The 25,385-nt window shown below is 72.6% G+C and carries 25 protein-coding genes and 1 tRNA gene; 11 read left to right on the forward strand and 15 right to left on the reverse strand.

The window, feature by feature from the left end; translation table 11 throughout:
* Positions 1-160 precede the first annotated feature (160 nt).
* Complete coding sequence (locus ABZ887_RS25450) at positions 161-457, reverse strand: hypothetical protein (protein WP_361293217.1); 297 nt, start codon at positions 455-457, stop codon at positions 161-163.
* Positions 458-628: 171 nt separating this feature from the next.
* On the opposite strand from ABZ887_RS25450, the gene ABZ887_RS25455 reads away from it, so the two are divergent.
* Complete coding sequence (locus ABZ887_RS25455) at positions 629-1,570, forward strand: NADP-dependent oxidoreductase (RefSeq protein ID WP_361293219.1); 942 nt, start codon at positions 629-631, stop codon at positions 1,568-1,570.
* Between the two features lie 25 nt (positions 1,571-1,595).
* Here ABZ887_RS25455 and ABZ887_RS25460 read toward each other — a convergent pair whose 3' ends face one another.
* From ABZ887_RS25460 to ABZ887_RS25475, 4 genes are all read right to left on the reverse strand, one after another.
* A complete protein-coding gene (locus ABZ887_RS25460; protein ID WP_361293221.1) occupies positions 1,596-1,910 on the reverse strand; it encodes a DUF202 domain-containing protein in 315 nt (104 codons plus the stop codon).
* Positions 1,907-2,299, reverse strand: a complete 393-nt coding sequence (locus tag ABZ887_RS25465; protein WP_361293223.1) for a DUF202 domain-containing protein — start codon at positions 2,297-2,299, stop codon at positions 1,907-1,909. The genes ABZ887_RS25460 and ABZ887_RS25465 overlap by 4 nt, the downstream gene beginning before the upstream one ends.
* A 202-nt stretch (positions 2,300-2,501) precedes the next feature.
* Complete coding sequence (locus ABZ887_RS25470; protein WP_361293225.1) at positions 2,502-3,011, reverse strand: NUDIX domain-containing protein; 510 nt, start codon at positions 3,009-3,011, stop codon at positions 2,502-2,504.
* A 59-nt stretch (positions 3,012-3,070) separates the two neighbouring features.
* A complete protein-coding gene (locus tag ABZ887_RS25475) occupies positions 3,071-3,964 on the reverse strand; it encodes a DMT family transporter (protein WP_361293227.1) in 894 nt (297 codons plus the stop codon).
* Positions 3,965-4,354: 390 nt separating this feature from the next.
* On the opposite strand from ABZ887_RS25475, the gene ABZ887_RS25480 reads away from it, so the two are divergent.
* The 3 genes from ABZ887_RS25480 (at position 4,355) to ABZ887_RS25490 (ending at position 6,779) form a co-directional block, all read left to right on the forward strand.
* Positions 4,355-5,344, forward strand: a complete 990-nt coding sequence (locus ABZ887_RS25480; protein WP_361293229.1) for a hypothetical protein — start codon at positions 4,355-4,357, stop codon at positions 5,342-5,344.
* An 87-nt stretch (positions 5,345-5,431) separates the two neighbouring features.
* Positions 5,432-6,172, forward strand: coding sequence for a molybdopterin-dependent oxidoreductase (locus ABZ887_RS25485; RefSeq protein WP_361293231.1), 741 nt, complete (start codon positions 5,432-5,434; stop codon positions 6,170-6,172).
* Positions 6,156-6,779, forward strand: a complete 624-nt coding sequence (locus ABZ887_RS25490; RefSeq protein WP_361293233.1) for a cytochrome b/b6 domain-containing protein — start codon at positions 6,156-6,158, stop codon at positions 6,777-6,779. Before ABZ887_RS25485 ends, ABZ887_RS25490 begins: the two co-directional genes overlap by 17 nt.
* A gap of 200 nt (positions 6,780-6,979) precedes the next feature.
* Here the strand turns inward: ABZ887_RS25490 and ABZ887_RS25495 are convergent, their stop codons facing one another.
* Together ABZ887_RS25495 and ABZ887_RS25500 are read right to left on the reverse strand one after the other, a co-directional pair.
* A complete protein-coding gene (locus tag ABZ887_RS25495) occupies positions 6,980-8,377 on the reverse strand; it encodes a gluconate:H+ symporter (protein ID WP_361293235.1) in 1,398 nt (465 codons plus the stop codon).
* Positions 8,378-8,426: 49 nt separating this feature from the next.
* The gene (locus ABZ887_RS25500) at positions 8,427-8,948 is read right to left on the reverse strand and encodes a gluconokinase (RefSeq protein ID WP_361293237.1); all 522 of its coding nucleotides are present in this window, start codon (positions 8,946-8,948) and stop codon (positions 8,427-8,429) included.
* A 137-nt stretch (positions 8,949-9,085) separates the two neighbouring features.
* Between ABZ887_RS25500 and ABZ887_RS25505 the strand changes: the two genes are divergently transcribed.
* Complete coding sequence (locus ABZ887_RS25505) at positions 9,086-9,787, forward strand: FadR/GntR family transcriptional regulator (RefSeq protein ID WP_361293239.1); 702 nt, start codon at positions 9,086-9,088, stop codon at positions 9,785-9,787.
* Here the strand turns inward: ABZ887_RS25505 and ABZ887_RS25510 are convergent.
* The 4 genes from ABZ887_RS25510 to ABZ887_RS25525 all read right to left on the reverse strand — a co-directional run bounded on the left by ABZ887_RS25510 (position 9,784) and on the right by ABZ887_RS25525 (position 16,317).
* A complete protein-coding gene (locus tag ABZ887_RS25510; protein ID WP_361293241.1) occupies positions 9,784-10,185 on the reverse strand; it encodes a YchJ family metal-binding protein in 402 nt (133 codons plus the stop codon). The genes ABZ887_RS25505 and ABZ887_RS25510 overlap by 4 nt on opposite strands.
* 11 nt (positions 10,186-10,196) lie before the next feature.
* Positions 10,197-11,570 (reverse strand): M1 family metallopeptidase, encoded by a 1,374-nt coding sequence (locus tag ABZ887_RS25515; RefSeq protein WP_361293243.1) that lies wholly within the window; start codon positions 11,568-11,570, stop codon positions 10,197-10,199.
* A gap of 77 nt (positions 11,571-11,647) precedes the next feature.
* The gene (locus ABZ887_RS25520) at positions 11,648-15,514 is read right to left on the reverse strand and encodes a Pls/PosA family non-ribosomal peptide synthetase (protein WP_361293245.1); all 3,867 of its coding nucleotides are present in this window, start codon (positions 15,512-15,514) and stop codon (positions 11,648-11,650) included.
* Positions 15,515-15,873: 359 nt separating this feature from the next.
* A complete protein-coding gene (locus ABZ887_RS25525; RefSeq protein ID WP_361293247.1) occupies positions 15,874-16,317 on the reverse strand; it encodes an ATP-binding protein in 444 nt (147 codons plus the stop codon).
* Positions 16,318-16,559: 242 nt separating this feature from the next.
* Between ABZ887_RS25525 and ABZ887_RS25530 the strand changes: the two genes are divergently transcribed.
* A complete protein-coding gene (locus ABZ887_RS25530; protein WP_089103361.1) occupies positions 16,560-17,426 on the forward strand; it encodes a helix-turn-helix transcriptional regulator in 867 nt (288 codons plus the stop codon).
* Between the two features lie 3 nt (positions 17,427-17,429).
* The gene (locus tag ABZ887_RS25535; protein WP_361293249.1) at positions 17,430-17,657 is read left to right on the forward strand and encodes a DUF397 domain-containing protein; all 228 of its coding nucleotides are present in this window, start codon (positions 17,430-17,432) and stop codon (positions 17,655-17,657) included.
* Between the two features lie 87 nt (positions 17,658-17,744).
* Here ABZ887_RS25535 and ABZ887_RS25540 read toward each other — a convergent pair.
* A tRNA-Leu gene (locus ABZ887_RS25540) sits at positions 17,745-17,832 on the reverse strand.
* Between the two features lie 211 nt (positions 17,833-18,043).
* Between ABZ887_RS25540 and ABZ887_RS25545 the strand changes: the two genes are divergently transcribed.
* The 3 genes from ABZ887_RS25545 (at position 18,044) to ABZ887_RS25555 (ending at position 20,897) form a co-directional block, all read left to right on the forward strand.
* On the forward strand, positions 18,044-19,369 hold the full coding sequence (locus tag ABZ887_RS25545; protein ID WP_361293251.1) for a M20/M25/M40 family metallo-hydrolase: 1,326 nt from the start codon (positions 18,044-18,046) through the stop codon (positions 19,367-19,369).
* Positions 19,370-19,528: 159 nt separating this feature from the next.
* Positions 19,529-19,762 carry a chaplin ChpH gene (chpH, locus tag ABZ887_RS25550; RefSeq protein ID WP_123978334.1) on the forward strand — a complete coding sequence of 78 codons (234 nt, stop codon included), beginning with the start codon at positions 19,529-19,531 and terminating at the stop codon, positions 19,760-19,762.
* Positions 19,763-19,898: 136 nt separating this feature from the next.
* Positions 19,899-20,897 (forward strand): chaplin family protein, encoded by a 999-nt coding sequence (locus ABZ887_RS25555; RefSeq protein ID WP_361293253.1) that lies wholly within the window; start codon positions 19,899-19,901, stop codon positions 20,895-20,897.
* 85 nt (positions 20,898-20,982) lie between these two features.
* On the opposite strand, the gene ABZ887_RS25560 is transcribed toward ABZ887_RS25555, so the two are convergent.
* On the reverse strand, positions 20,983-21,171 hold the full coding sequence (locus tag ABZ887_RS25560) for a DUF5703 family protein (RefSeq protein WP_067050609.1): 189 nt from the start codon (positions 21,169-21,171) through the stop codon (positions 20,983-20,985).
* Positions 21,172-21,218: 47 nt separating this feature from the next.
* Here ABZ887_RS25560 and ABZ887_RS25565 point away from each other — a divergent pair, with 47 nt between their 5' ends.
* Positions 21,219-21,941, forward strand: coding sequence for a hypothetical protein (locus ABZ887_RS25565; protein WP_361293255.1), 723 nt, complete (start codon positions 21,219-21,221; stop codon positions 21,939-21,941).
* 212 nt (positions 21,942-22,153) lie between these two features.
* On the opposite strand, the gene ABZ887_RS25570 is transcribed toward ABZ887_RS25565, so the two are convergent.
* Together ABZ887_RS25570 and ABZ887_RS25575 are read right to left on the reverse strand one after the other, a co-directional pair.
* Positions 22,154-24,400, reverse strand: a complete 2,247-nt coding sequence (locus ABZ887_RS25570; RefSeq protein ID WP_361293257.1) for a helix-hairpin-helix domain-containing protein — start codon at positions 24,398-24,400, stop codon at positions 22,154-22,156.
* The gene (locus ABZ887_RS25575) at positions 24,397-25,380 is read right to left on the reverse strand and encodes an aldo/keto reductase (RefSeq protein WP_361293259.1); all 984 of its coding nucleotides are present in this window, start codon (positions 25,378-25,380) and stop codon (positions 24,397-24,399) included. The genes ABZ887_RS25570 and ABZ887_RS25575 overlap by 4 nt, the downstream gene beginning before the upstream one ends.
* Between the last annotated feature and the right edge of the window lie 5 nt (positions 25,381-25,385).

Here is a 25,385-nt window from a genome sequence, read left to right on the forward strand (position 1 = left end):
TCCTACGAACGAATGAACAGGACCCGACTTATGATGCCGACCAGTCGGTATGTCGTCCAGCGCGTGAGCCAAACGTGACCGGGACCACCCTACGACCCGTACGGCGGGTGACGGTTCCCCGCGCGCGCAGAGCGGGGAGCCGTCACCGGAGAGGATCGGCTCAGTGGTCGTCCCAGTGGCCGTCGTGCTCGGCGTGCCGGTGGCCGTCGTGGAGATAGTCGACGTGGTCGCCGTGCAGGACGCCGGTGTGCCCGCAGCCGTCGCCGTGCCGGTGCGCGTGCGCCTCGTGGGTGACGTGCCCGGCGGGCTCGCACTCGTCCCAGTGGCCGCCGTGCTCGCGGTGCAGATGCCCGTTGTGCGCGTAGTCGACGTGGTCGCCGTGCGGCACCTGGTCGTGCCCGCAGTCCGGTCCGTGGCTGTGACCGTGCGAGGCGTGTTCCTGGTGGAGGGTGGTCATGGTGCTCGCCTTCAGGGGTGCGGGGTTCGGGAGTGTGGGGTTCGGGAGTGTGGGTTCTGGTGTGTGGGTTCAGCTGTGTGGCGTGATGCCGACGGACAGGCTGCCACGCAAACGGCACATATGCGGGCATCCCGGTTGCGTGGCGTCCGAGTACCCCAGAGGGTCGTTGGCATGAAAGGCATCAGCTACAGCCGGTACGGCGGCCCCGAGGTGCTGGAGTACGGCGAGGTCAAGGACCCGAAGGTCGGCCCCGACTCGGTGCTGGTGAAGGTCCGGGCGGCCGCCGTGAACCCGGTCGACTGGAAGTGCCGCGAAGGCCTGCTGCACGGCATCCTGGACACCGTCTTCCCGGTGGTCCCCGGCTGGGACGTCTCCGGCGTCGTCGTCATGCCGGGGGCCGCCGTCACCGAGTTCGCGGTCGGCGACGAGGTGATCGGCTACGTCCGCGAGGACTTCCTCTCCCGGGGCACCTTCGCCGAGTACGTCGCCGCCCCGGTGCGCACCCTCGCCCGCAAGCCGCGCAACCTCACCTTCGAGCAGGCCGCCGGGCTGCCGCTGGCCGGCCTCACCGCCTACCAGGTGCTGGTGCACGCCCTGGAGGTCAAGCGTGGCGAGACGGTCCTGGTGCACGCCGCCGCCGGCGGGGTCGGCTCCCTCGCCGTCCAGATCGCGGCCCACCTCGGCGCCCGGGTGATCGGCACGGCGGGCGAGCGCAACCACGACTTCGTCCGGGGGCTCGGCGGCGAACCGGTGACCTACGGCGCGGGCCTGGCCGAGCGCGTCCGGGGGCTGGCCCCGGAGGGCGTGGCCGCCGTCTTCGACACCGTCGGCGGGGAGACCCTGACCGTCTCGGCGAACCTGCTCGCCCCCGAGGGCCGGATGGCCTCGATCGCCGACCCGGACGTCGTCGACTTCGGCGGCCGCTACTGCTGGGCGCGACCCGACGCCGAGGACCTGACCCGGCTTACGGCGCTCGCGGAACAGGGGGCGGTCGCCGTCCATGTCGCCGAGACGTTCCCGCTGGAGCGGGCGGCCGACGCACAGCGCCGCAGCCAGGAGGGGGGTACCCGGGGCAGGCTGGTGGTCACCGTGGACTGGCCGGAGGAGGGCTGAGCGAGGGGCCGTACGAAGCCAGGGCTCATACGACCAGTGCGGCGGCACACAGGGCGATGGCGACCGTGCACAACACCGCCCCGGTCGCCTTCCGGGGGGCCAGCGCGGTGGGGCGGTCGGTGGCCGCGAGGGCCCGGATACGGCGGTTGGCGATCAGAAGGAAGCCCAGCCACAGGGCGCAGCAGGCGGCGCAGGCGATCACGCCGACGGCCGAGGTACCGCCGTGCAGCGCGGTCTTCGCCGCGAGTATGGCGGCGACGGTCGCCGAGAGGGTCGTACGGCGCCAGGCCAGCCGGGTCCGCTCCGGCTGGAGCCCGGGGTCGCGGGCCGGCTCCGTCATCCCTCCCACCCGACGAGCACCACGACGACCATCGCGACGGCGACCACGGCGACGACCACGCTCAGCAGGGCCGGGAACCGGGACACCGGCAGATCCTCGCCGCGCCGCATCGCCCGCTCGCAGCGCATCCAGTGGTTCACGGCACGCAGCGAGCAGAGCACGCCGGCGGCGAGGAGCGCGAGCGCGAGGCCTACGCGCCAGCCCCAGCGGAGGTCGGGCAGGAACTGGTCCACGGCGAATCCGCCGCCGATGAGGGCGAGGGCGGTGCGCAGCCAGGCCAGGAAGGTCCGCTCGTTGGCGAGGGAGAAGCGGTAGTCGGGGGTCTTGCCCTCCTGGCGTACCTCTTCGGGGGCGAACCACAAACGGACGTTCCGCGCGAATTCGATCACGTGCCGGAAGCCTACCGGGGGCGAGGAGGGCCGACGTTTTCGGCTGCGGGTGCGTGGGGGCTGGTCGCGCAGTTCCCCGCGCCCCTGACGGGGCGCTGCCCAGCCGTCTCTCATGCAGCCGCGGGCAGTCGTGCCGCTGGGGCGGCACGGGTGGGCGCGGGCGGCACCCGGCCAGCGCCGGTAAGCGTCCCCACCCCCCACCTCAGCCCCGATGCACCCGCAGCCGCTCCCACGCCGCCACCCCGTCCGGTACCCACTCCCACTCGCCGAGCCGGGACACCAGTTCCTCCTCGCTCAGGAAGGCGTGCCACGCCACCTCCTCCGCCTGCGGCCGCACCGGCAGCTCGCAGCGCACCTCGTACACCGCGGACCACCAGCTCTGCCGGGCGCCGTCGTCGTACAGGAACTTGAAGAGGAACGTCGGCCGGGGGAGACCGCTCACGCCCAGTTCCTCCTCGGCCTCCCGCAGCGCCGCGTCGTCGTAGGACTCGCCCGCCCCCACCACACCCCCGACGAACATGTCGTACAGGGAGGGGAAGACCAGCTTGGTGGCGGTGCGGCGGTGGACGAAGAGCCGGCCGGCGGCGTCGCGGGCCTGGATGAAGACACAGCGATGGCGCAGGCCCCGGGCGTACGCCTCGCCGCGCGGGGACGTGCCGATCACCTGGTCGTGCTCGTCGACGATGTCGAGGATCTCGTCAGCAGCGCTCATACCGCCATCCAAGCAGCCGGACGGCCACCGCCGGGGGGCGTGCTGCGGCCGACCGGAGGTCAGCGCGGCTGGAGGTCCAGCGAGGGCTCCTTCGGCGCCGCACCGCGCGGCATCGCCGGGTGCAGACCCAGCAGCACGATGCCCGCCACGATCGCCGCGAGCCCCGCCGCCTCCCAGGCCAGCGCCCCGGTGTCGGTGCGCAGCTTGTCCCCGAGGAAGCCGACCCCGCAGAGGATCCCGGCGAGCGGCTGGGCCGCGGTGAGCGCGGGCAGCGAGTTGCGCAGCTCCGCCGTCTCGAACGCGCTCTGGACGAGGATCAGCCCGGTGACCCCGAGGACCAGCACACCGTACGGCTGCCAGCCGGTCAGCACCTCCATGATGCCGCCCTCGGAGAAGCGGGTGCCGGTGACCCGGGTCAGCGCGTCCTGGACGCCGTAGAGCAGGCCGGCGGCGAGGGCGAGGAGGGTCGGTCCCGCGCTGAGGCGGGAGCGTTTGGCGTAGGTCGTGAGCAGCAGCGCTGTGCCGACCATCGCGCCGATGATCAGCCAGTGCCGCAGCGGGTTGGCTATGGCGTCGCCGCCGCGTGGCTGGCCCGCCAGGATGAACGCGGTCACGCCGCCCGCGAGCAGGACGAGACCTGCCCAGCCCTGGTGGCTGAGGGGATGCCTGGTCTGGTGCCGGGAGAGCGCGAGGGCGAACAGGAGGTTCGTCGCCAGCAGCGGCTCGACGAGGGAGATCTCGCCCTTGCCGAGGGCGATCGCGCCGAGGACCATGCCGGCCACCATCAGGCCGATGCCGCCGAGCCAGCGCGGCACCCTCATCAGGTCGAGCAGCAGCCGGGGCGAGAGGAAGTCGCTGAGCGGTGCCTTCTGGGCGACGTTCTGCTGGAGCACGAACCCGAAGCCCAGGCAACAGGCCGCGCTCACGGCGAGGACCAGAACCAGAACGGACACGCTGCGTACCTCGATCTGCGGCCGGGCTACGGAGTGCGTAGTGGCCGACTGTAGCGCTCCCGGGTGGGGATTGTTCCGGGGGTTCCCGGAACCGGGCGGTTGACTCGGTCACGCTGCCCGAGTCGATCACGCGGTGCGGATCGGAGCGGCGGCGGGACCCTACGGCCATGGTCCGACGCCCGGGCGGCCGACGCCATGGCGTACGCCACAGCCGGAACCCGAAGCCCCACGGCCACGGTACGCCAACCTGGCCCCGGCGCGCGTCAAGTTCCGCTTTGCACAAGGTAGTTGAACAGAGTACGAGCCCCGTTCAGCTTGACGCAAAGTCTTGGCTGGGGGTTTGCTGTGCGTGATCGGCCGATGGCAGCCCGACAACCAGGAAGTTCCGCGGTGCCCCCAACCCCGCCCCTCTTAGGCCCAGGCCCGGCCGTCTCGGACCCAGGCCCGGCCGTCGCCCGAGCTCCCCGCGCCGCAGCGCACCCCGGGTGCGAACACTGCCCCGACGACGCCCTCGACGACGCCGAACTCATCTCCGCCCGGGCCGCGTTGGCCCAGGGCCGCTGGCAGTCCGCCCGCTCCCTGCTGCTCCATACGGGTGATGACTGGGACCGTCGCGGCCACCGGGCCACCGTCCTGGCCCGCGAGCCCTACGCCGTCGCCTGGGCCCGCGAGTGGCTGCTCGCCGAGCCGGGCTCCGCCGACGCCGCCACCCTGTACGCCCTGACCCTGGTCCGGCGCGCCCTGCGCGGCAAGGAGGACCCGGAGCGGGCCCGCGAGGCCTGCGCCGGTGCCGCCAGGCTCGCCCCGGCCGACCCCACCTCGTGGCTCGGCCTGCTCCTGCTGGCCCGCTACCTGGGCACCGACGAGGAGACGCGCCGGACCTTCGCCGAGGTGCGCCGCCGCCATCCCGAGCACCACCATGCCCACCACCTGATGGCGGCCCGGATCGCGGAGACCGAGACCGGGGAGACGTACGCACTGTGCGCCTTCGCGGAACGCGCGGCGGCGGAGGCCCCGGCCGACTCCCCGCTCGCCGTCCTGCCGGTCGTCGCCTACGCCGAACGCCACCGGGTGCTGGCCGCCACCGGCCGGGCCCCCGCCGACCCGGCGGTCGCCGGGCACTGGACGGAGCCGTCCGCGCTGCGCGCCCTGGGCGCCGCCTTCGACTGGTGGCTGGAGTGGGGCATCGAGGAGCATCCCCGCCGCCACATCGACCTCAACCACCTGGCCCACGCCACCTCCGGCGCCGGCCGGTACGCCGAGGCCGCGGCCCTGTTCCAGCGGATCGGCCGCCATGCCACCTCGGCACCCTGGTCCTACCCGGACCGCGATCCGTGCGAGGCGTTCCGGGCGGCCCGGGAGCGGGCGCTGGGAGGTTGAGGGGAAGTTGATGAGAAGAGGTTGTGGATTCCTTACGGCCGCCGGATTTCGTGGCCGAGCCCGCCCGGATGGTGTTCGAATGAGTACGTGAACTCTGAACAATCCGAGGCGCCGCGGCGCACCGAGGAGGGCAGTCCGGTCGGCCGCCGGGTGTTCCTCGGCACCATCGGCCTCGGCGCGCTCGGCCTGGTGACCGCGCCGGTGCTGCAACGCGTCACCGAGTCGGTCCTCGGGGCCTTCTCCGGCAAGGACCCCACGGGCCTGACCGGACTGCTCCCGAACGGCGGCGGTTTCCGGTACTACTCGGTGACCGGATCGGTGCCGGACAAGACCGCGGCCGACTACCAGCTGAAGATCGACGGACTGGTCGACAAGCCGGGCACCTACACCCTGGCCGACCTGCGGGCCCTGCCGCAGACCAAGCTGGTCAAGGACGTCCAGTGCGTGACCGGCTGGCGGGTCCCCGACACCCCCTTCGAGGGCGTCCGGCTCTCCCACCTCCTGGACCTGGCGGGCGTCCGGGACACCGCCAAGGCGATCCACTTCACCTGCTTCGACGGCGCGTACACCGAGAGCCTCACCCTCGACCAGGCGCGCCGTTCGGACGTCCTGGTCGCGCTGCGCATGCAGAACAAGCCCATCACCCACGACCACGGCGGCCCGGTCCGCCTCTATGTCGCCCCCATGTACTTCTACAAGTCGGCCAAGTGGCTCTCCGGCATCACGGTCACCGACAAGGTCGACCCGGGGTACTGGGAGAGGCTGGGCTACGACGTCGACGCCTGGGTCGGCCGCTCGAACGGACGTGACGATGAGCCTACGAGCTGAGGCCCCGGCCGCCACGGACCGGCTGCGCCGCTTCACCCCTGCCGCGCGCTGGGTCCACCGCACCACGGCGCTGCTGATGGGCCTCTGCGTCGCGACGGCTGCCTGCCTCTACATCCCGCAGCTGGCGGTCCTCGTCGGCCGCCGGGAACTGGTCGTCCGCATCCACGAGTGCGCGGGCCTCGCCCTCCCCGTCCCGGTCCTCCTCGGTCTGGTCTCCCGCGCCTTCCGCAGGGACCTCGGTTTCCTGAACCGCTTCGGCCCGCACGACCGGCTCTGGCTGCGCGCCGCCCTGAGCCGCGACAAGCGCCCGTCCTCGCGCCCGGCGGGAAAGTTCAACGCCGGCCAGAAGATCTACGCGAACTGGATCGCCGGCGCGACCCTGGTCATGCTCGGCACCGGCCTCCTCATGTGGTTCACCCACCTCACCCCGCTGATGTGGCGCACCTCGGCCACCTTCGTCCACGACTGGCTGGCCCTCACGATCGGCATCGTCCTGGCCGGCCACGTGGGCATGGCCCTGGGCGACCCGGAGGCGAGACGAGGCCTGCGCACGGGAACGGTGAGCCGCGAGTGGGCCAAACGCGAACACCCGCTGTGGCGGCCGTAGCCGCCCGGCGGGCCCGCCGAACGCCCTCCGACGGTGCACCGGGCACCGCCGGATTCCGCCGTCGTGGCTGAGCGCCGTCGCGGCGGAACGAGGAAGGACGTCCCTCACAGCTGTTTCCGCCGCAACGGCGATCAGCCGAGACGGCGGAGTCCGGCGGTGCCGGGTGACGCGCACCGCCGGACTCCGGTCCCGTACCGCCCCTAGATCACCAGGGACAGCAGCAGGACCAGGGCGCCCGCGACCACCGAGATGATCGTCTCCATGACCGACCAGGTCTTGAGGGTCTGGCCGACGCTCAGGCCGAAGTACTCCTTCACCAGCCAGAATCCGGCGTCGTTCACATGGCTGAAGAACAGCGAGCCCGCGCCGATGGCCAGGACCAGGAGGGCCGTGTGGGCCGTCGACATGTCGGCGGCGAGGGGGGCCAGCAGGCCCGCCGCCGACACCGTGGCGACCGTCGCGGAGCCGGTCGCGAGACGGATCGCGACCGCGATCAGCCAGGCCAGCAGCAGCGCCGGGATCGACCAGTCCTTGGAGATCTCCAGGATCATCTGGCCGACACCGCAGTCGATCAGCGTCTGCTTGAAGCCGCCGCCCGCGCCGACGATGAGGAGGATGCCCGCGATGGGCATGAGGCCCTTCTCGACGGTCTGCGAGATCCGCTCCCGCGAGAACCCGGCCGGCCGGCCCAGCGTGAACATGCCGACGATCACGGCCGTGAGCAGGGCGACCAACGGGGAGCCGATGACGTCGAAGACCCGCTGGACGGTGTGGGCCGGGTCGTCGACGACTATGTCGACCAGCGCCTTGGCCAGCATCAGGACGACCGGCAGCAGGATGGTCGCGAGGGTGGCGCCGAAGCCGGGGCGGTTCTCCAGCTCCTCGGACGGGCGCTGCGGGAGCATCCGGTCCGGGGCCTGCACGTCCACCCAGCGGGCCGCGACCTTCGAGAACAGCGGACCGGCGACGATCACGGTCGGTATCGCGACCAGGACGCCGAGGGCCAGGGTCACGCCCAGGTTCGCGTGGACCGCGTCGATCGCGACCAGCGGGCCCGGGTGCGGGGGCACCAGACCGTGCATCACCGACAGACCGGCGAGGGCCGGGATGCCGATGCGCATCAGGGAGTAGTTGCCGCGCTTGGCGACCATCAGCACCACCGGGATCAGCAGCACGATGCCGACCTCGAAGAACAGCGGCAGCCCGACCACGGAGGCGATCAGCACCATCGCCCACGGCATGGCACGCCCGCCGGCCCTGGCGAGGATCGTGTCGACGATCTGGTCGGCGCCGCCGGAGTCGGCCAGCAGCTTGCCCAGGATCGCCCCGAGCGCGATCAGGACACCCACGCCGGCGACGGTGCTGCCGAGCCCGGTGGTGAAGCTGGTGATGGCCTTGTCGAGCGGCGCCCCGGCGAACGCGCCGAGCGCGAGCGAGCCGATGGTGAGCGCCAGGAAGGCGTGGAGCTTGAACTTGGTGATGAGCAGGACGATGACGGCGAAGCCCAGCAGGACGGCGATGCCGAGCCGGGCGTGTCCGGCCGAGGTGATGGGCGCGACGGCGTCCGCTGCCAGCATCTCGACGCTGAGTCTGGTCACAGGGGTTCCTTGCAGTGATGGGGACAGGTAAGGGGGGAGGGGGAGGGGCTTACTGCGGAGTGAGGTCGGGCAGCGTCTCCAGCGCCCGTACGGCCCGTGCGGTGATCTCCTCGGGCGTGCCCGAGACGTCCACGGCGACGCCGGCCTCGTCCGCCGCCAGCGGCTGGAGCGTGGCGAACTGGGAGTCGAGCAGCGCGGTCGGCATGAAGTGGCCCTGCCGGTGCGACATCCGGTCCTCGATGAGCCGCCGGTCGCCGGTCAGGTGCAGGAACACGATGCCGGGGGCCGCGGCCCGCAGCCGGTCACGGTAGGACCGCTTCAGCGCGGAGCTGCTGACCACCCCGCCGAGCCCCGCCCGCCCGTGCGCCCAGGAGCCGATGGCGTCCAGCCACGGCCACCGGTCGGCGTCGTCGAGCGGGTGCCCGGCCGACATCTTGGCGATGTTGGCCGGCGGGTGGAAGTCGTCGCCCTCGGCGTACGGGACGCCGAGCCGGGCGGCGAGCAGCGGACCGATCGTGGTCTTGCCCGTGCCGGCGACGCCCATCACCACGACGACGTGAGGGGTACGCATCAGTGCCTCGCTGTGTCTTCCTCGGAAGGTTCGGAAGGGGTCGCCACACTGAAACGCATTAGGTACGACGAATTCAAGAGTGTGTGACATATAAGTCTGACTTTTTGGCTGGGTGATCCACTCGGTACGCTGAGTGCATGAGCACACCGGGCCGGGGCCTGCACGGCCGAGTACTGGACACCCTCGGCCCCGCCATCACCGCGGGCGAGTACCCGCCGGGCAGCGTCCTGCGCACGGACGAACTCGCCCAGCACTTCGAAGTGTCACGCTCCGTGATGCGCGAGGCGGTCCGGGTCCTGGAGTCCATGCACCTGGTCGAGTCCCGTCGCCGGGTGGGCGTCACCGTCCGCCCCAAGGCCGAGTGGAACGTCTACGACCCGCAGGTCATCCGCTGGCGCCTGGCCGGCGCCGACCGCCCGCACCAGCTGCGCTCGCTCACCGTGCTGCGCTCGGCGGTCGAGCCGGTGGCGGCCGGCCTGGCGGCGCGGCACGCCACGGCCGCGCAGTGCGCCGAGCTCACCGAGTGCGCGCTCGGCATGGTGGCCCATTCGCGGGGCCACAAGCTGGAGGAGTACCTGTTCCACGACGTGGCCTTCCACCGGGTGATCCTGGCGGCGTCGGGCAACGAGATGTTCGCCCGTCTCGCGGACGTGGTCACGGAGGTCCTGTCCGGCCGCACCCAGCACGACGTGATGTTCGAGGACCCCGACCCGGCCGCCGTGACCCTGCACGTCCAGGTCGCCGAGGCGGTCCGGGAGGGCGACGCGGTCCGCGCGGAGCAGCTGACGCGCGAGATCACGACGGGGGCGCTGCAGGAGCTGGACATCCTGGCGCCCTAGTCCAGGAACTCCCCGTCCACGTACACCCACGCCCCCTCGACCCGCTCGAACCGACTGCGCTCGTGCAGCGAGCCGTCGCCGAAGGACGCGCGGAAGGTCACCGTGCCGGTGGTGTGGAAGGCCGAGCCGTCGGTCGTCGCGAGGATCTCCAGGCCGGTCCAGCGCATCCCGGGGTCGAAGTCGACCCGGGGCGGGCGGGTCCGGGGATGCCAGGTGCGCAGCAGGTACGGCTCGTCGCGTCTCACGAAGGCGCTGTACCGCGAGCGCATCAGCGTCTCGGCCGTGGGCGCGGCCACCGCACCCCGGTGGAACCGGCCGCAGCACCGCTCGTACGTCTCGGCGAGACCGCACGGGCAGGCGGCGGCGGGCCGCTGCCGGGAGGACCGCTTCGGTGTCACGGGCCCGCCCCCTACGCCGACTCGGCGTTGGTGGGCGGCTGGGCCGGGCGCGCCGGGAGGGTCAGGGTGGGCAGCGGCGGCAGCGCCGTCCGGTGCACCCAGGCGTCGAACAGCCCGTCCAGCGGCTCGTCCGCGAAGCGGTTGACGTGGGCCGTGAACGTCGCGGTCGTCACGGACCCGCCCCGGTGCAGCCCCGCCCACGACCGCAGCATGTGGAAGAACCGCTCGTCGCCGAGCGCACAGCGGATCGCGTGGATGGTGACCCCGCCCCGCTCGTAGAGCCGGTCGTCGAACATCGACTTCCGGCCCGGGGCGGCGATCCGGATGTCCTGCGGCAGCCCGGCGAGCAACCGGTGCGCGAGGGCGGCGAGTTGCTGGGCGCTGCGGCCGCCGGACCGCTCCGACCACAGCCACTCGGCGTACTTGGCGAGCCCCTCGTTCAGCCAGATGTGCCGCCAGTCGGCGATGGACACGCTGTTGCCGAACCACTGGTGGGCGAGCTCGTGCGCCACCAGGCGTTCCGAACCCCGGGCCCCGTCCACGTGGTTGACGCCGAACAGCGACAACCCCTGGGCCTCGACCGGGACATCGAACTCCTCGTCGGCGACGACCACCGCGTACTCGTCGAACGGGTAGGGCCCGAACAGCCGCTGGAACAGGTCCATCATCGCGGGCTGCCGCGCGAAGTCCCTGGAGAACTCCGGGAGCAGATGCGCCGGTATGTGGCCGTGCATCGGCACCCCGCCGAACCCCGGGTCGCCGAGGAGCACCGTCTGGAACTTGCCGATCGCGAGGCTCACCAGGTAGCTCGACGTCGGCGCGGCCTGCTCGTACACCCAGGTCGTCGTGGACGCCTTCGTGGTGCGGGTGAGCAGCCGGCCGCCGGCCACCACCGAGTACGCCGACGGGCAGGTGATCGAGAACAGGTACGACGCCTTGTCGGCCGGCCGGTCGTTGCACGGGAACCAGGACGGTGCGCCGGTCGGCTGGCTGGCCACCAGGGCGCCGTCCGTCAGCTCCTCCCAGCCGATCCCGCCCCACGGGCTGTTCACCGGCTTCGGGTTGCCCGACCAGTGGATCTCCACGGTGAAGGCGGCCCCGGCGCGCAGCGGCTTCGCGGGCTTGATCCGCAGCCTGCCGCCGCGGTGCGTCCAGTGCGGCTGGCGGCCGTCCACCCGGATCCGGCCGATCTTGAAGTCGGCCAGGTTCAGCTGGAACTCGGGCAGCGCGGCCCGGCCCGCGATCGCGTTGATCCGGGCCATGCCGGCCAGGCGGTTGGGGCCTGGCCGGTAGTCCAGCGTGAGCTCATAGCGATGCACCCGGTACCGGGGATCGCCGTTGTCCGGGAAGTACGGGTCCGGACCCGCTGACTGCTGCACTGCCACTTCCGCGTTCGCTCCCTGCGCTGTGCTCGAACCGTCTCTCGGTGCACCGATGCCCGCGGCCACCGAGCGGCCCGCGCTCAGGGACGCCATGCCTCGATCGGATTGCCGAGCCAGCGGGTGTCGTCGGGAACCGACTCCGCCGCCATGACGAGCGACGCGGGACCCAGGGTCGTACGGGCCCCGATCGTGCTGCCGGGCAGCACGATCCCGCCAGGACCCAGTGTGGCGCCCTCACGGAGAACCACAGTATCCGTCCGCAAGATCCGGTCGTGGAAGAGGTGAGTTTGCAGCACACAGCCGCGGTTCACGGTCGCCGCGTCCTCCAGGGTCACCAGATCGGTCTCCGGAAGCCAGTAGCTCTCCACCCAGACGCCCTTGCCGATGCGCGCGCCGAGGCCGCGCAGCCAGGCCGTCATCACCGGCGTACCCGGCACCGAGCCGGCCAGCCACGGCACCGCCAGCACCTCCACGAAGGTGTCCGCCAGCTCGTTGCGCCACACGAACGAGCTCCACAGCGGGTGCTCACCGCTGCGGTGCCGCCCGACCAGCGTCCACTTGGCCAGCACGGACACCAGGCCCGCGACGGCACCGGCACCGAGCAGCACCAGCCCCGACAGGAGGGGTGCCCAGGCGCCCAGCGCGCACAGGGCGGCCACCGTGAGCCCGGCCAGCGCCACCGAGCACAGCACCGGCACGATCCGGCACGTCTCCACCAGGGCCCGCGCCCACAGCAGCCGCGCCGGCGGCTCGTAGGTCCGGCTCTGGTCGCCGTCGGCCGCGCTGCGCGGCAGCTTCACCGGCGGCAGTCCCAGGTACGACGTGCCCTTCTTGGCCTTCTTCGGCGTCGCCGACAGCACCCCGACCAGACCGCCGTCCGGCACACTGCGGCCCGGCGCGGTCATCCCGGAGTTCCCGAGGAACGCCCGCCGCCCGATCTCCGCGCGCCCGATCCGCACATAGCCGCCGCCGAGTTCGTACGGCGCGGTCAGCGTGTCGTCGGCCAGGAAGGCGCCCTCGCCGACCGTCGTCAGGCTCGGCAGCGCGAGCACGGTCGAGACCTCGGCGCCGCGCCCGATCCGCATCCCGAGCAGCCGCAGCCACACCGGTGTGATCAGCCCGGCGTACAGCGGGAACAGGGTCTCGCGGGAGCGGTCCATCAGCTGGGAGACCGTCCAGGCCTGCCAGCCGACCCTGCTGTGCGTCGGGTGCGTGCCGACCCGCAGGCCCAGGCTCAGCAGCCGGACGGCGACCAGGATCAGCAGGGCGTACGCCAGCCCGAAGGCCAGCGTCGCCGGGACCAGCGCGACCGCCGCGCCCCGCAGGGCCTCGGCCAGGCCGTCCCCGGGGGCCACGAACCGCCCGGCCACCAGCAGCGCGGCCACACCCGCCAGCACCGGCAGCGCACTGAGCCCGAGCCCGGTGAGGCCGTACATCACCCGCCAGTACGTGCCGCGCTGCGGCCGGTGCTTGGGCCAGTTCCGCTTGGCCTTGCCCAGCTTGACCGCCGGGGCGCCGGCCCAGCGCTGGCCGGTCGGGACCTGCCCGGTCACCGCGGAGCCGGGGGCCACCTCGGCGCGCTTGCCGACGCGGGCGCCCGGGAAGAGCATGCTGCGCGTCCCGACGACCGCGTGGGCGCCGATCCGGACCGGGCCGATCACCAGGCGGTCGCCGTCCAGCCAGGAGCCGGACAGGTCCACCTCGGACTCCACGGCCGCGCCCCGCCCGATCCTGAGCAGTCCGGTCACCGGCGGCAGCGAGTGCAGGTCCACCTCGGGACCGATCTTGGCGCCGAGCGCCCGCGCGTACCGCTCCAGCCAGGAGCCGGTCAGCGTGGTCGCCCCGGTGAACTCGGCCAGCCGCTCCGCCGCCCACAGCCGCAGGTGCACGGAGCCGCCGCGCGCGTACCGGCCGGGCTTCACGCCCCGCAGCAGCAGCCGCGCGCCCCCGGCCGCGACCGCGATCCGGCCGGGCGGGGTGAACAGCACCAGGACGCCGAGACCGACCAGCCACCAGGGTGCGGTGGGCAGCCAGCCGTAGCCGCCGAGCACGTTGCCGAGGGCGGCCAGGACCACCGTCCAGCGCAGCCCGAGGACGGTGAACAGGGGGAGCAGGAGCAGCAGCTGCACCAACTGGGCGCTGCGCGGCACGGGCGCGATCGTGCGCCGCGTCCCGTCGTCCTGCACGGACTCTTCCAGCCGGCGGGCCAGCTTGCGCAGCACCGGCTGCTGGTAGATGTCGAGGACCGCCGCGCTCGGGTAGCGGGTGCGCAGTCGGGTGGTGAGCTGGGCGGCGGACAGGCTGCCGCCGCCGATCGCGAAGAAGTCGTCGGAGGCGCTGCTCACCGGGATGCCGAGGACCTCGGTCCACTGCTCGGCGAGCCAGGCCTCGGTGCCGTACAGCTGCTCGGCCGGGCCGCCGGACTCCAGGCCCTCCAGGGGCCAGGGCAGGGCGTTGCGGTCGACCTTGCCGGAGGTACGGGTGGGCAGCTCGTCGACCGGCGCCAGCAGCGGCACGAGGGCCGCGGGCAGTTCGGCGCGCAGCTTCTCGACGGCGGCCGCGTGGTCCCAGCTGTCCTGGGTGACGACATAGCCGACCAGGAGCTGGTTGCCGCTGCGGGCCGTCCGTACGGCCGCCGCGGCGCCCGCGACGCCGGGGAGGGCCTGGAGGGCCGCGTCGACCTCGCCGAGCTCGATCCGGCGGCCGCCGAGCTTGATCTGCTCGTCCGCGCGCCCGAGGAAGACCAGCCCCTCGCGGTCGGCGCGCACCAGGTCACCGCTGCGGTACGCCCGCTCCCAGCCCAGCGACTCCAGCGGGGCGTACTTCTCCGCGTCCTTCTCGGCGTCCAGGTACCGGGCGAGGCCGACCCCGCCGATCACCAGCTGGCCGCTCTCGCCCATCGCCACGGGCACGCCCGCGTCGTCCACGACGGCCAGCTCCCAGCCGTTCAGCGGCAGCCCGATGCGGATCGGCTCCTCGCCGGTCATCAGAGCGGCGCAGGCGACGACGGTGGCCTCGGTGGGGCCGTAGGTGTTCCAGACCTCGCGGCCCTCGGTCACCAGGCGCTGCGCCAGCTCGGGCGGGCAGGCCTCGCCGCCGAAGATGAGGAGGCGGACGTCGTTGAGGGTCTCGGGCTCCCAGAGGGCGGCCAGGGTGGGCACGGTCGAGACGACGGTGATCTCCTGGTCGACCAGCCAGGGGCCGAGGTCGGCGCCGGAGCGGACCTGGGAGCGCGGTACGGGCACCAGGCAGGCACCGTAGCGCCACGCGAGCCACATCTCCTCGCAGGAGGCGTCGAAGGCCACGGAGAGGCCCGCCATGACCCGGTCGCCGGGCCCGATCGGCTCCTCGGTCAGGAAGAGCGCGGCCTCGGCGTCCACGAAGGCCGCGGCGCTGCGGTGGGTGACGGCGACGCCCTTGGGCCTGCCGGTGGACCCGGAGGTGAAGATGATCCAGGCGTCGTGCTCGGCGCCGGGGCGGCCGGAGGGCTTCGCGGACTCGTGCCGCACGTCAATGTGCAGCCCCTCGCCGAGGACGGCCGCCACCTCCGCCTCGCCGAACACCAGTGCGGCCCGCTCGTCCGGGTCCTCGGCGTCGACCGGGACATAGGCGGCGCCGGCCGCGAGGACGCCGAGAACGGCGACGTACAGGTCGTTGGTTCCGGACGGCACCCGGACGCCCACCCGGTCGCCGAGCCCGATGCCGGCCTCGGCCAGCCGCCGCCGCAGCCGCGCGACCTCTATGGCGAGCCCGCGGTAGGTGAGCTGGGTGGTGCCGTCGTCCAGTGCGGGCTCGTCGGGGTGCGCCCGTACCGTTGCCTCGAACACGTCCACCAGGGTGCGCGGCGAGGCCGCCGCCCCGGCCGAGAAACGTGCGGTGTCCCCGAACTCCTCGCGGATCTCTTCGTCGAGCAGGCCGAGAGCACTGCTCTCGTCAATCGCTGCCATCCGGTCCTCGCGTCTCGTTCCCGGAACCTCCGGGGTGCCGGCGGGCCCGCAGGTCTGCCTGGGGTTGTCCGGCTCCGGCTAGGTAACAAGCCGGAAATATTAGTACGACGCTAGGCCCCTGTTCATCTGACGGCCACCTGGAAGCAGCCGTTCGGAGCAGTCCCTTGAATTTTAAGCTACCTCTGACCAGGGATTCTCCGTAGCTGGCGAGAGATGGGCCACACAGCGTGAGACAGGCCAACTCCATGTGTCCGGTGGCCGGTACGACAACGGCCGGTGCCGTGGCGGGGAGGGGGGGAGATCGCCGCGGAACCGGCCGTCGCCGTGGGGGGAGGGGAAACGTCACGAAACGCCGGACGTCACACGGCGCTTACCTCGGCCCAGATGGACTTGCCCCAGGGCAGGTTGCCCACGCCCCAGCGGCCCGAGCACAGCGCGTCGAGGATGAGCAGACCGCGCCCGCGGTCCCGTTCGACCGAGATGGGCCGCAGCCGGGGACGGCGGCCCAGCGGGTCGTGCACCTCGACCCGGGTCCGGGAGCCGTCGGTGTCGATGAGGAGACGGACCGGGTCGTCCGGGTCGGTCTCGTAACGCAGGGAGTTGGTGACCAGCTCGCAGGTGACCAGGGCGACCGCGTCGATGTGGTCGCGGGAGGCGTCGGGGGTGTGGTGCGCGATGAAGTCGCTCACGAACAGCCGGGCGGCCTTGGCCGACTGGGGCTCGCTGGCCAGTAACAGGACCGGCGGCGGGGCGACTTGCAGGGCGCGGGGTTCGGTCGTGGTGCTCCGCTGGCGTTCGATCATGTGCATCCCCTCACGGGCATGTCCCAACGCAGGCACGGTGGTTCGCCATGCGAGTACGGTCACTGTCGTATTTCCCGGATTCATGGTGCCTTCACGGCACAGTCGATAGCAATACGTCCCACGAGATGTGAAATTTTGCGCATCACCTTGAGAGACTTGCGGCACAAGTCGTCAGTCGGTGGCGAGGGTTGGTGCGGCACGGGCAGACTGTCGGGCAGTTCACCGGACAGAAGGGGGAAGCCGTGAGCACGCCCACGGTGCGCCGGCGACGGCTCGGTGCGAAGTTGCGCGAGCTGCGCGGCGAACTCACCCTCGACGAGGTCGCCGAGCACTCCGAAGGCGCGTTCGTCTCCTCCAAGCTGTCCCGGATGGAGACCGGCAAGACAGCCCCCAAGGCAGCGGACATCCAGGCGCTGCTCCATCTGTACGGCGACCTCGGCCGCGACGTCAGCGACGAGCTGCGCGCGGCCCTGATCACGCTCACCAAGGAGGGCGGCCGGCGCGGCTGGTGGCACTCGTACCGGGGTGTTCTCACCCCGGTGTACGAGGACCTGATCAGCCTGGAGGCGGAGGCCGAGACGGTCTCCACCTGGCAGCTGGGCATGGTCCCCGGACTGCTCCAGACCGCCGAGTACGCCCGCGAGATCATCCGGGCGACCGCCATGTCCGAGGCGGTCGAGGCACGGGTCGACGCGCTCGTCGAGGTACGGCTGGCACGCCAGGCCGTCCTCACCCGGGACAGCGACCCGCTGGCGCTCTGGGCGATCATCTCCGAACAGGCGCTGCGCTCCACCACCGAGGATCCCGCCCTGATGTACGAACAGTTGGGGCGCCTGCTTACGATGGGGCGGCGCCCGAACATCAACATCCAGGTGTTGCGCTCGGACGCTCCCCTGCACGCCGGGCTCACCGGCACCTTCAGCATCCTGGGCTTCGGTCCGCACACCGATCTGGACGTCGTCCACCAGGAAGGGCTGACCTCCGCCCTGTACATCGAGGAACGTGATCGGGTCTCCACGCACCGGGCCGCGTGGCAACGCCTCACGTCTGCCGCCGAGTCCGTCGAGGCGTCGGTGGAACTGATCACCCAGATAAGGAAGAACGAATAGCGAATGAAGCACGTTGACGACGCGTCGGCTCTGCCGGTGACCTGGTGGAAGTCCTCGGCGTCCGCATCACAGTCCGACTGCGTGGAATGCGGGATCGTCGACGAGGCGACGGTCGCCGTCCGCGACAGCAAGCGGCCCGACGGGCCCGCGCTCCTGCTGGACCGCGCCGCGCTCCGCGCGTTCACCTCCGCAGTGGCCCACGGTGACGGCCGAATAGCCGGCCTCGACTGAGAGAGCGGCGCCCACCGGAAGGTGGTCGCCGACGGCACCCGCTGCCCAGAAAAACCAAGAAACCCCTGCTCAGCAGGGGTTTCTTCATGGTGTCCGAGGGGGGACTTGAACCCCCACGCCCGATAAAGGGCACTAGCACCTCAAGCTAGCGCGTCTGCCATTCCGCCACCCGGACAAGGTGTCTGTCGTGCGAAGTCTTCCATGCGGGTTTCCCTCGCGGCGACGAAGGAAACACTACCAGGCTTTCGGGGGCGGCCGATCACACCCTGTTTCCGGGCCCGCGGGCGTGAACGGCGTGTGACGGGCCGGGACCGGCCTTGGGCCCCGAGCGGGAAGGGAGGGAGGATGGCGGGGACCGGGCGGCAGTGACAGCGGAAGGAAGCAGCGTGAGCGAGACGGACACGGCCAGGGGCGTCACCGGTGAGGACGAGGTCGTCGACCTCTGCCGCGAGCTGATCCGGTTCGACACCAGCAACTACGGCGACCACTCCGGTCCCGGCGAGCGCAAGGCGGCCGAGTGGGTCGCCGAGAAGCTCGCCGAGGTCGGCCTCGATCCCGAGATCTTCGAGTCCCACCCGGGCCGCGCCTCGACGGTGGCCCGCATCGAGGGCGCGGACCCGTCCAGGCCCGCCCTCCTCATCCACGGCCACCTCGACGTCGTACCGGCCAACGCCGACGACTGGACCCACCACCCCTTCTCCGGCGAGGTCGCGGACGGGTGCGTGTGGGGCCGGGGCGCCGTCGACATGAAGGACATGGACGCCATGACCCTGGCGGTCGTACGGGACCGGCTGCGCAGCGGCCGCAAGCCGCCCCGGGACATCGTGCTGGCCTTCCTCGCCGACGAGGAGGCCGGTGGCACCTGGGGCGCCCGGCACCTGGTCGACAACCACCCGGACCTCTTCGAGGGGGTCACCGAGGCGATCAGCGAGGTCGGCGGCTTCTCCTTCACGGTGAACGAGCAGCGCCGGCTCTACCTCATCCAGACGGCCGAGAAGGGCATGCACTGGATGAAGCTGAAGGTGGCCGGCACCGCCGGGCACGGTTCGATGATCCACCGCGACAACGCGATCACCGAGCTGTCCGAGGCCGTCGCCCGCCTCGGGCGGCACAAGTTCCCGGTGCGGGTCACCAAGACCACCCGGGCCTTCCTCGACGAACTGGGCGACGCGCTCGGCACCGAGCTGGACCCGGAGGACATGGAGTCGACGCTGGCCCGGCTCGGCGGCATCGCCAAGCTGATCGGCGCGACCCTCGGCAACACCGCCAACCCGACCCAGCTGAACGCCGGTTACAAGGTCAACGTCATCCCCGGCGAGGCCACCGCGCACGTGGACGGCCGCTTCCTGCCCGGGTACGAGGAGGAGTTTCTCGCCGACCTCGACCGGATCCTCGGCCCGAACGTGGTCCGCGCGGACGTGCACTCCGACAAGGCGCTGGAGACCAGCTTCGACGGCGCCCTGGTGGAGGCCATGCAGTCCTCGCTGCTCGCCGAGGACCCGACCGCCAAGGCGATCCCCTACATGCTCTCCGGCGGCACCGACGCCAAGTCCTTCGACGACCTCGGCATCCGCGGCTTCGGCTTCGCGCCGCTCAAGCTGCCGCCGGAGCTGGACTTCGCGGGGATGTTCCACGGCGTGGACGAGCGGGTGCCGGTGGACGGGCTGCAGTTCGGCGTGCGCGTGCTCGACCGTTTCATCGACGCGTCGTGAAGTACGCGTCGTGAAGCAATGGCTACAGGTAATCGGGCGGCTGTGCGAAGTCGACTGAGAAGAGTGAATGCGACGATAAGCTCGTAGCTCCATTACTCCCTCCTCGTTACTCCAGATGCGATCCGCTACTTGGAATCGCATTGCCAACAAGGAGGAATAATGCTCAAGAAGGTCGTCGCTGCTGCGGCTGCCACTGGTGGTCTGGTTCTCGCGGGTGCGGGCCTGGCCGTCGCCGACTCGGGTGCCCAGGGCGCTGCCGTGGGTTCCCCGGGTGTCGTCTCCGGCAACGTGATCCAGGTTCCCGTGCACGTCCCGGTGAACGTCTGCGGCAACACGATCTCCGTGATCGGGCTGCTGAACCCCGCCTTCGGCAACACCTGCATCAACAAGTGACGCCGACTCCCTGAGGGGCGTCTTTCCGTCGGCCCCGGAGCGCGCGCCATGCGCTCCGGGGCCGACCGGTTTTTCCGCAGGTTTTTCCCTGCGGTGAATGCAAGGTCAGGATCGAAGGCAGGGGGGAATTCAGAAAATGCGACAGGGCACCCGCAAGGGCCTTATGACAGTGGCCGCGGCGACCGGCGTGATCGCCGCGGCGGGCGGTTACGCCCACGCCGACTCGGGAGCCGTCGGCTCCGCCACCGACTCACCCGGCGTGCTGTCGGGCAACACGGTGCAGGCGCCGGTGCACGTGCCGGTGAACGTCTGCGGCAACACCGTGAACGTCGTCGGCGCCCTCAACCCGGCGATGGGCAACAAGTGCGCCAACCACGGCGGCGGGGGCGGTGCCTCGACGGGCTACGGCAACAGCGGAGGTCACGGCGGCGGGAGCGGCCACGGCAGCCACAGCGGTCACGGCGGTCACAGCGGCCACGGTGGTTCGCACGCCGGGGGCCACACCGCGGGTTCGCCCGGTGTCGGCTCGGGCAACACCGTGCAGGCGCCGGTCGACGTTCCGGTCAACGTGTGCGGCAACAGCGTCAACGTCATCGGCGTCGGCAACACCGCCGTGGGCAACGAGTGCGCCAACGGCGGGGGTTCCGGACACGTCGGGCACCCGGGGCATCCCGGGCACCCGGGACAGCCGGGTCGCCCCGGGCATCCTGGGCACCCCGGGTACCCCGGCGGTGGTCACCCCATGCAGCCGCCCGGCCACGGCGGGCACGGCACGCCTCCTGGGCACGGCGGGCACGGGAGCACGCCGCCCGGAACGCCGGGGAACCCCGGAACGCCGGGTCAGCCGGGCCACCCCGGCCAGCCGGGGACTCCGGGGACTCCGGGACACCCCGGCATTCCCGGCGGGCACCTGGGCGCGCCCCCCGCTCACTCCGGGAACACGACCGTCCCGACCGGTGCCCACGGGTCCACTCTCGTCGACCCGCTGGGCAGCGCCTCGGTGAGCCGGCCCGTCGGCGCCGCGCAGCTCGCGCACACCGGCAGTGACATGCCGCTGGGTCTCGTGCTCCCGGCCGGCGCGGGTGCGCTGCTCGCGGGCGCGGTGCTCTACCGCAGGGCGCGCGCCGCGGCGTAGTGCACGGACGGTGACGCACCGGAACCGGTGCGTGGAACGGGACGGGCCCCGTCGACGCGGGGCCCCTTCCGTCAGTCGGCCAGTCTCACCATGTGGCACGCACCTGGCGGATGATCCGCCGGCGCAACCGCACCTTGCGGCTGCCGTCGCGCATGAGGCTCAGTCGGTCCAACTCCCAGTGTCCGTACTCGGCATGGTCCGTCAGCAGGCGTGTGGCCTCCTTGCGGGACACCCCGCGAGGTACGTACACGTCGACAAATTCGTATTCCGGCATCGCATCTATTGTGCGGGCTGGTGCCCGGTACGGATAGCGTCTGCACTATGTCTGATGCTGTGCAGCCCACCGCTGCCGAGGTACGCGCCGCCGCCGAGGCGGTCAAGACCGCGCTCGACCGCCATCTGGCCGCGGTCGAACGCAGGTCGGGGGAGGACGACCCGGCTGTCTACGAGGCGTTCAACCAGCTGGCCGCGGCCGCCGAGGTCTACGACGAGCTTCTCTACGACCGCTACGACGAGGTCACGCCCTTCGAGATCCCCGGTACGGACGACTCGCTGCCACCGTACGCGGGCCCCGAGGAACCGAACGCGATCAGCGTGCTGATCCGCCGCGACTACGCCGTGGCGGAACCACAGCGGCTGCTGGCCCAGGCCCAGCGGGTCGAGGCCGCCGAGTACGACGACGGCCCCGGCGCGGACGAGGACGCCGCCGGCACGATCCACGGGGCGCTGGGGATCCTGTTCGGCGAGTTCGAGCCGGACGAGATCGCCTCCCGGCACAAGGAGTTCGGCCTGGAGGAGGGCGACTCCACGCTGTGGGTGACCGCGGCGGACGAGCAGGCCGAGCCGGGCGAGTGGCTGGAGCTGCCCTTCGAGAGCGTCGATCCGCAGCGGGTGGTGTGCCGCTTCGACGTCAGCGCGGTCTTCGACGACGAGGACGGCGAGGACGCGGAGGACGGCGAGGGCACCCGGCGCGCCGACGAGCTGGACGACGACCTCGACCTGGACGAGGACGAGGACCTGGAGCCGTTGGACGCCGAGCGCTGATGAACGCCGAGCGCTGATCGGCCTCACCCCCGGCCGGCGGTGCCTTCCGGAGGTCGAGGCCGGACGGGCACCGCCGGCCGGTGCCGTTGCGGCTGGTCGCCGTGGCGGCGGGAACGACATCCGGCCGGGGGACGGGAACAAGCCCGACGGCGGGACGGGGATCGCGCGGCGAGGGGCGGCTCGTGCCCGGACCGTGCCGCCGGCGGCACCGGTCAGTTCGCCGCGGGGACCTGCGTCTTCAGCAACACCGGCAGGCGGGTCGTCCGCGGCTTCGGCAGGGACTCGGCCACCGCCTTCGCCAGGGCCTGTTCCACGCCGTGCACCACCGAAAGGTGGCGCTCCGCCCGGCTGAACGCCGTGTACACCCAGGGGCGGCTCAGGGCCTGGACGGCGTCCCCGGGCAGCACCACGACCGCCGCCGGCCAGCGGTTCCCCGCCGCCTGGTGGGCGGTCAGGGCCCAGCCGTGACGGACGGACTGCTCCACCCGCTCCTTCGGTACGACCACCGGCGCACCCGCGCACGACAGGTGCAGCCCGTCGGCGTCGGCCTTCACCACCTGGCCGGGCACCGTACGGCCCGGCGCGGGGGAGTAGGCGATCCGGTCACCGGGGTCGAAGCCGCCGAAGCGGCCGGGGCCCGGATTGAGCCGTTCCTTGAGGGCGGTGTTGAGGGCGCGGGTGCCGGCCGCTCCGCCGTGGCCCGGGGTGATCACCACGGTCTGCTCGGCGGGGACGCCGATCGCGCGCGGAACGGAGTCGGCGACCAGCTGCACGGTCCGGTGCACCGCCTCGCCCGCGTCCCGCACCGGCACGATCACGACCTCCTTGCCGGGCGCCTCGACCTGGGTGAGCTCGCCGACGCCGATCCCGGAGACCAGCTCCCCGAGCGGGCCGGGGTCGGGCGTGCGGGAGGCGATCTGCGGGCACACGCGGGCCGCCAGCAGGTCGGCGAAGACCCGCCCGGGACCCGCGGACCACAGCGTCGCCGGATCCCCGCTCAGCACCAGCCGGGCCCCGTCGGGCAGCGCCTCCACGAGCATGGCCGCGTCCTCCACGTCCAGCTGGGGCGCGTCCAGCACGATCAGCAGGTCGAGGTCGAGGGCGCCGTCCGCGTCCCGGCCGGGGCCCGTGGCGCCGGTGAGCAGGTCGGCGACGGTGCCGGCGGCTTCTTCGCCGACCGTGAGGCGCCGGCTGCCGTCGGGGGTGTGGGCGGCCGCGAAGGCGCGCAGTCCGGCCGTGCGGGCGGCGGCCAGCAGGGCCGCGGGTTCGGCGCGGGCCGCCTCGCCGCCCGTGTGCAGCACCAGGCCGTGCCCGGCGACCGCCCGCGCCAGCTCGGCCGCACCGCCGGAGGCCGCCGCCGCGGCCGCCTCCCAGGGCTCCGAGGCGTCCTTGACCAGGGAGTTGACCAGCCGGGCCAGCCCGTCGGCGAGGCTCTCCTCGGCCAGTGCGTACCGCTCCAGGCCGACCAGGACCCGCACCGGCCGCTCCGCCTCGTCGTCCTCGGGCTCCGGGGCGCCCGGATCCAGGGCGTCCTGGAAGACCAGCGCCTCGCCCTCCGCGAGCGCGCTCTGCACGGCATCCTCCGGGTCGGACACCGCCCGCTGGGCCAGCGCGGCGGTCAGCGCCGGCATCTCCAGCGCGGTGTGCCCGGCCACGGCGGCCTGCTCGAGGAGCCAGCCGGTGACCGCCCGGCCACGCCGCTCGTCGTCCGGACCGCACTCCGCGCCGAGCAACGCCCGCGCGAACCCGTCGGCCTGGTCCGGCCGTACACCGGTGACCCGGAGCAGCTGCCAGGGGTCCTCCCGCAGCAGCGTGTCCGCGCCCTCGCCGAGAGCCGCGGCGACCTGGGGGGCGAGCGACTCGGGCGCACCGCCGTCGGCCAGCACCGCGCGTACCGCGGCGACCGCCTCCGCGGCGGGTGCGGCGGGCATGGCGGGTGCGGAGGCGGCAGGCGCCGACTCGGGCCTGCGGGCGGGCTCGGGTGCCGGGGCCCGGCGCGGGGCCGGCCCGGGGTCCGTGAACACGGTGGCCGCGGGCTTCTCCCCGCTCTCCACCGCCCGGATCGCCGCGAGCAGATCCGCGGCCGTCCCGCTGAGCTTGGCCCCGCTCTCGATGGGCTCCTTCTGCTCGGCCCTCCGCTGCGCGATCCGCTCCCGCTCGACCCGCTGAGCGGCCAACTCGGCCGCGGCCTCGGACACCTGGGCCGCGCCATCGCCATCGCCATCGCCATCGCCACCGGCGGCCGCGCCGCTCCCCGCGTCCGGCACGGCACTTTCCGACCCCGCCGAGCCCGCAGCACCGGCGCCGCCGCCCGCACCGGATCCGGTGGCCTCCGCGTCGTCGCCGCCGTCCGCTCCGTCGGCCCCGGGCGCGCCGGTCCCGACAGCCGTCGTGTCCTCGTCAGCCGTCGTGTCCTCGTCGGCCTCGGGCTTGGCGCCCAGCCCCGGCTCCGTGCTCACAGCGTGCTCCAGTCGTGATCGGGATAGCGGTGCACGGGCGCCGACACGTCGTCGAGCGCCCGGCAGATCTCGTCAGGAAGAGTAAGCGCCTCCACTGACAATGCCCCCGCGAGCTGCTGCGCGTTGCGCGCGCCGACGATCGGCGCGGCCACGCCCGGCCGGTCCCGCACCCAGGCGAGCGCCACCTGGAGCGGGGTGACCGCGAGCCCGTCCGCCGCCGTCTGCACCGCGTCCACGATCCGGGTGGCGGTGTCGTCGAGGTACGGCTCGACGAACGGCGCCAGATGCTCGGAGGCACCGCGCGAGTCCGGGGGAGTGGCGTGCCGGTACTTCGCGGTCAGCACACCGCGGCCCAGCGGGGAGGACGGCAGCAGGCCGATGCCCAGGTCGAGGGCGGCGGGCAGCACCTCGCGCTCGACGCCTCGCTGGAGCAGCGAGTACTCCAGCTGCGTGCTGGCCAGCCGGGTGCGGGTGCCCGGCGCCGCGAGCTGCCAGGTCGCCGCCTTCGCCAGCTGCCAGCCGCAGAAGTTGGAGACCCCGGCGTACCGGGCCCGGCCGCTGCTCACCGCCAGGTCGAGGGCCTGCAGGGTCTCCTCCAGCGGGGTGTCCGGGTCGTAGGCGTGCACGTGCCAGACGTCGACGTAGTCGGTGCCGAGGCGGGCCAGGGAGGCGTCCAGCGCGGCGAGCAGATGACCGCGCGAGCCGTCGAAACGACGGTCCGGGTCGGGCACGCTGCCCGCCTTCGTCGAGATGACCAGGTCCCGGCGCGGCACCAGCCCCTCTATGAGCTGCCCGAGCAGGTACTCGGCCTCACCGTCGCCGTACACGTCCGCGGTGTCGACAAGGGTCCCGCCGGCCTCCCAGAACGCCTTCAGCATGTCCGCGGCGTCGTGCTCGTCGACGTCCCGGCCCCAGGTGAGGGTGCCGAGCCCGATCCGGGACACGCGCAGGCCGGTTCGGCCGAGATGCCTCTGCTCCATGCCCG

Source organism: Streptomyces sp. NPDC047061 (assembly GCF_040643955.1).
GTDB lineage: Bacteria > Actinomycetota > Actinomycetes > Streptomycetales > Streptomycetaceae > Streptomyces.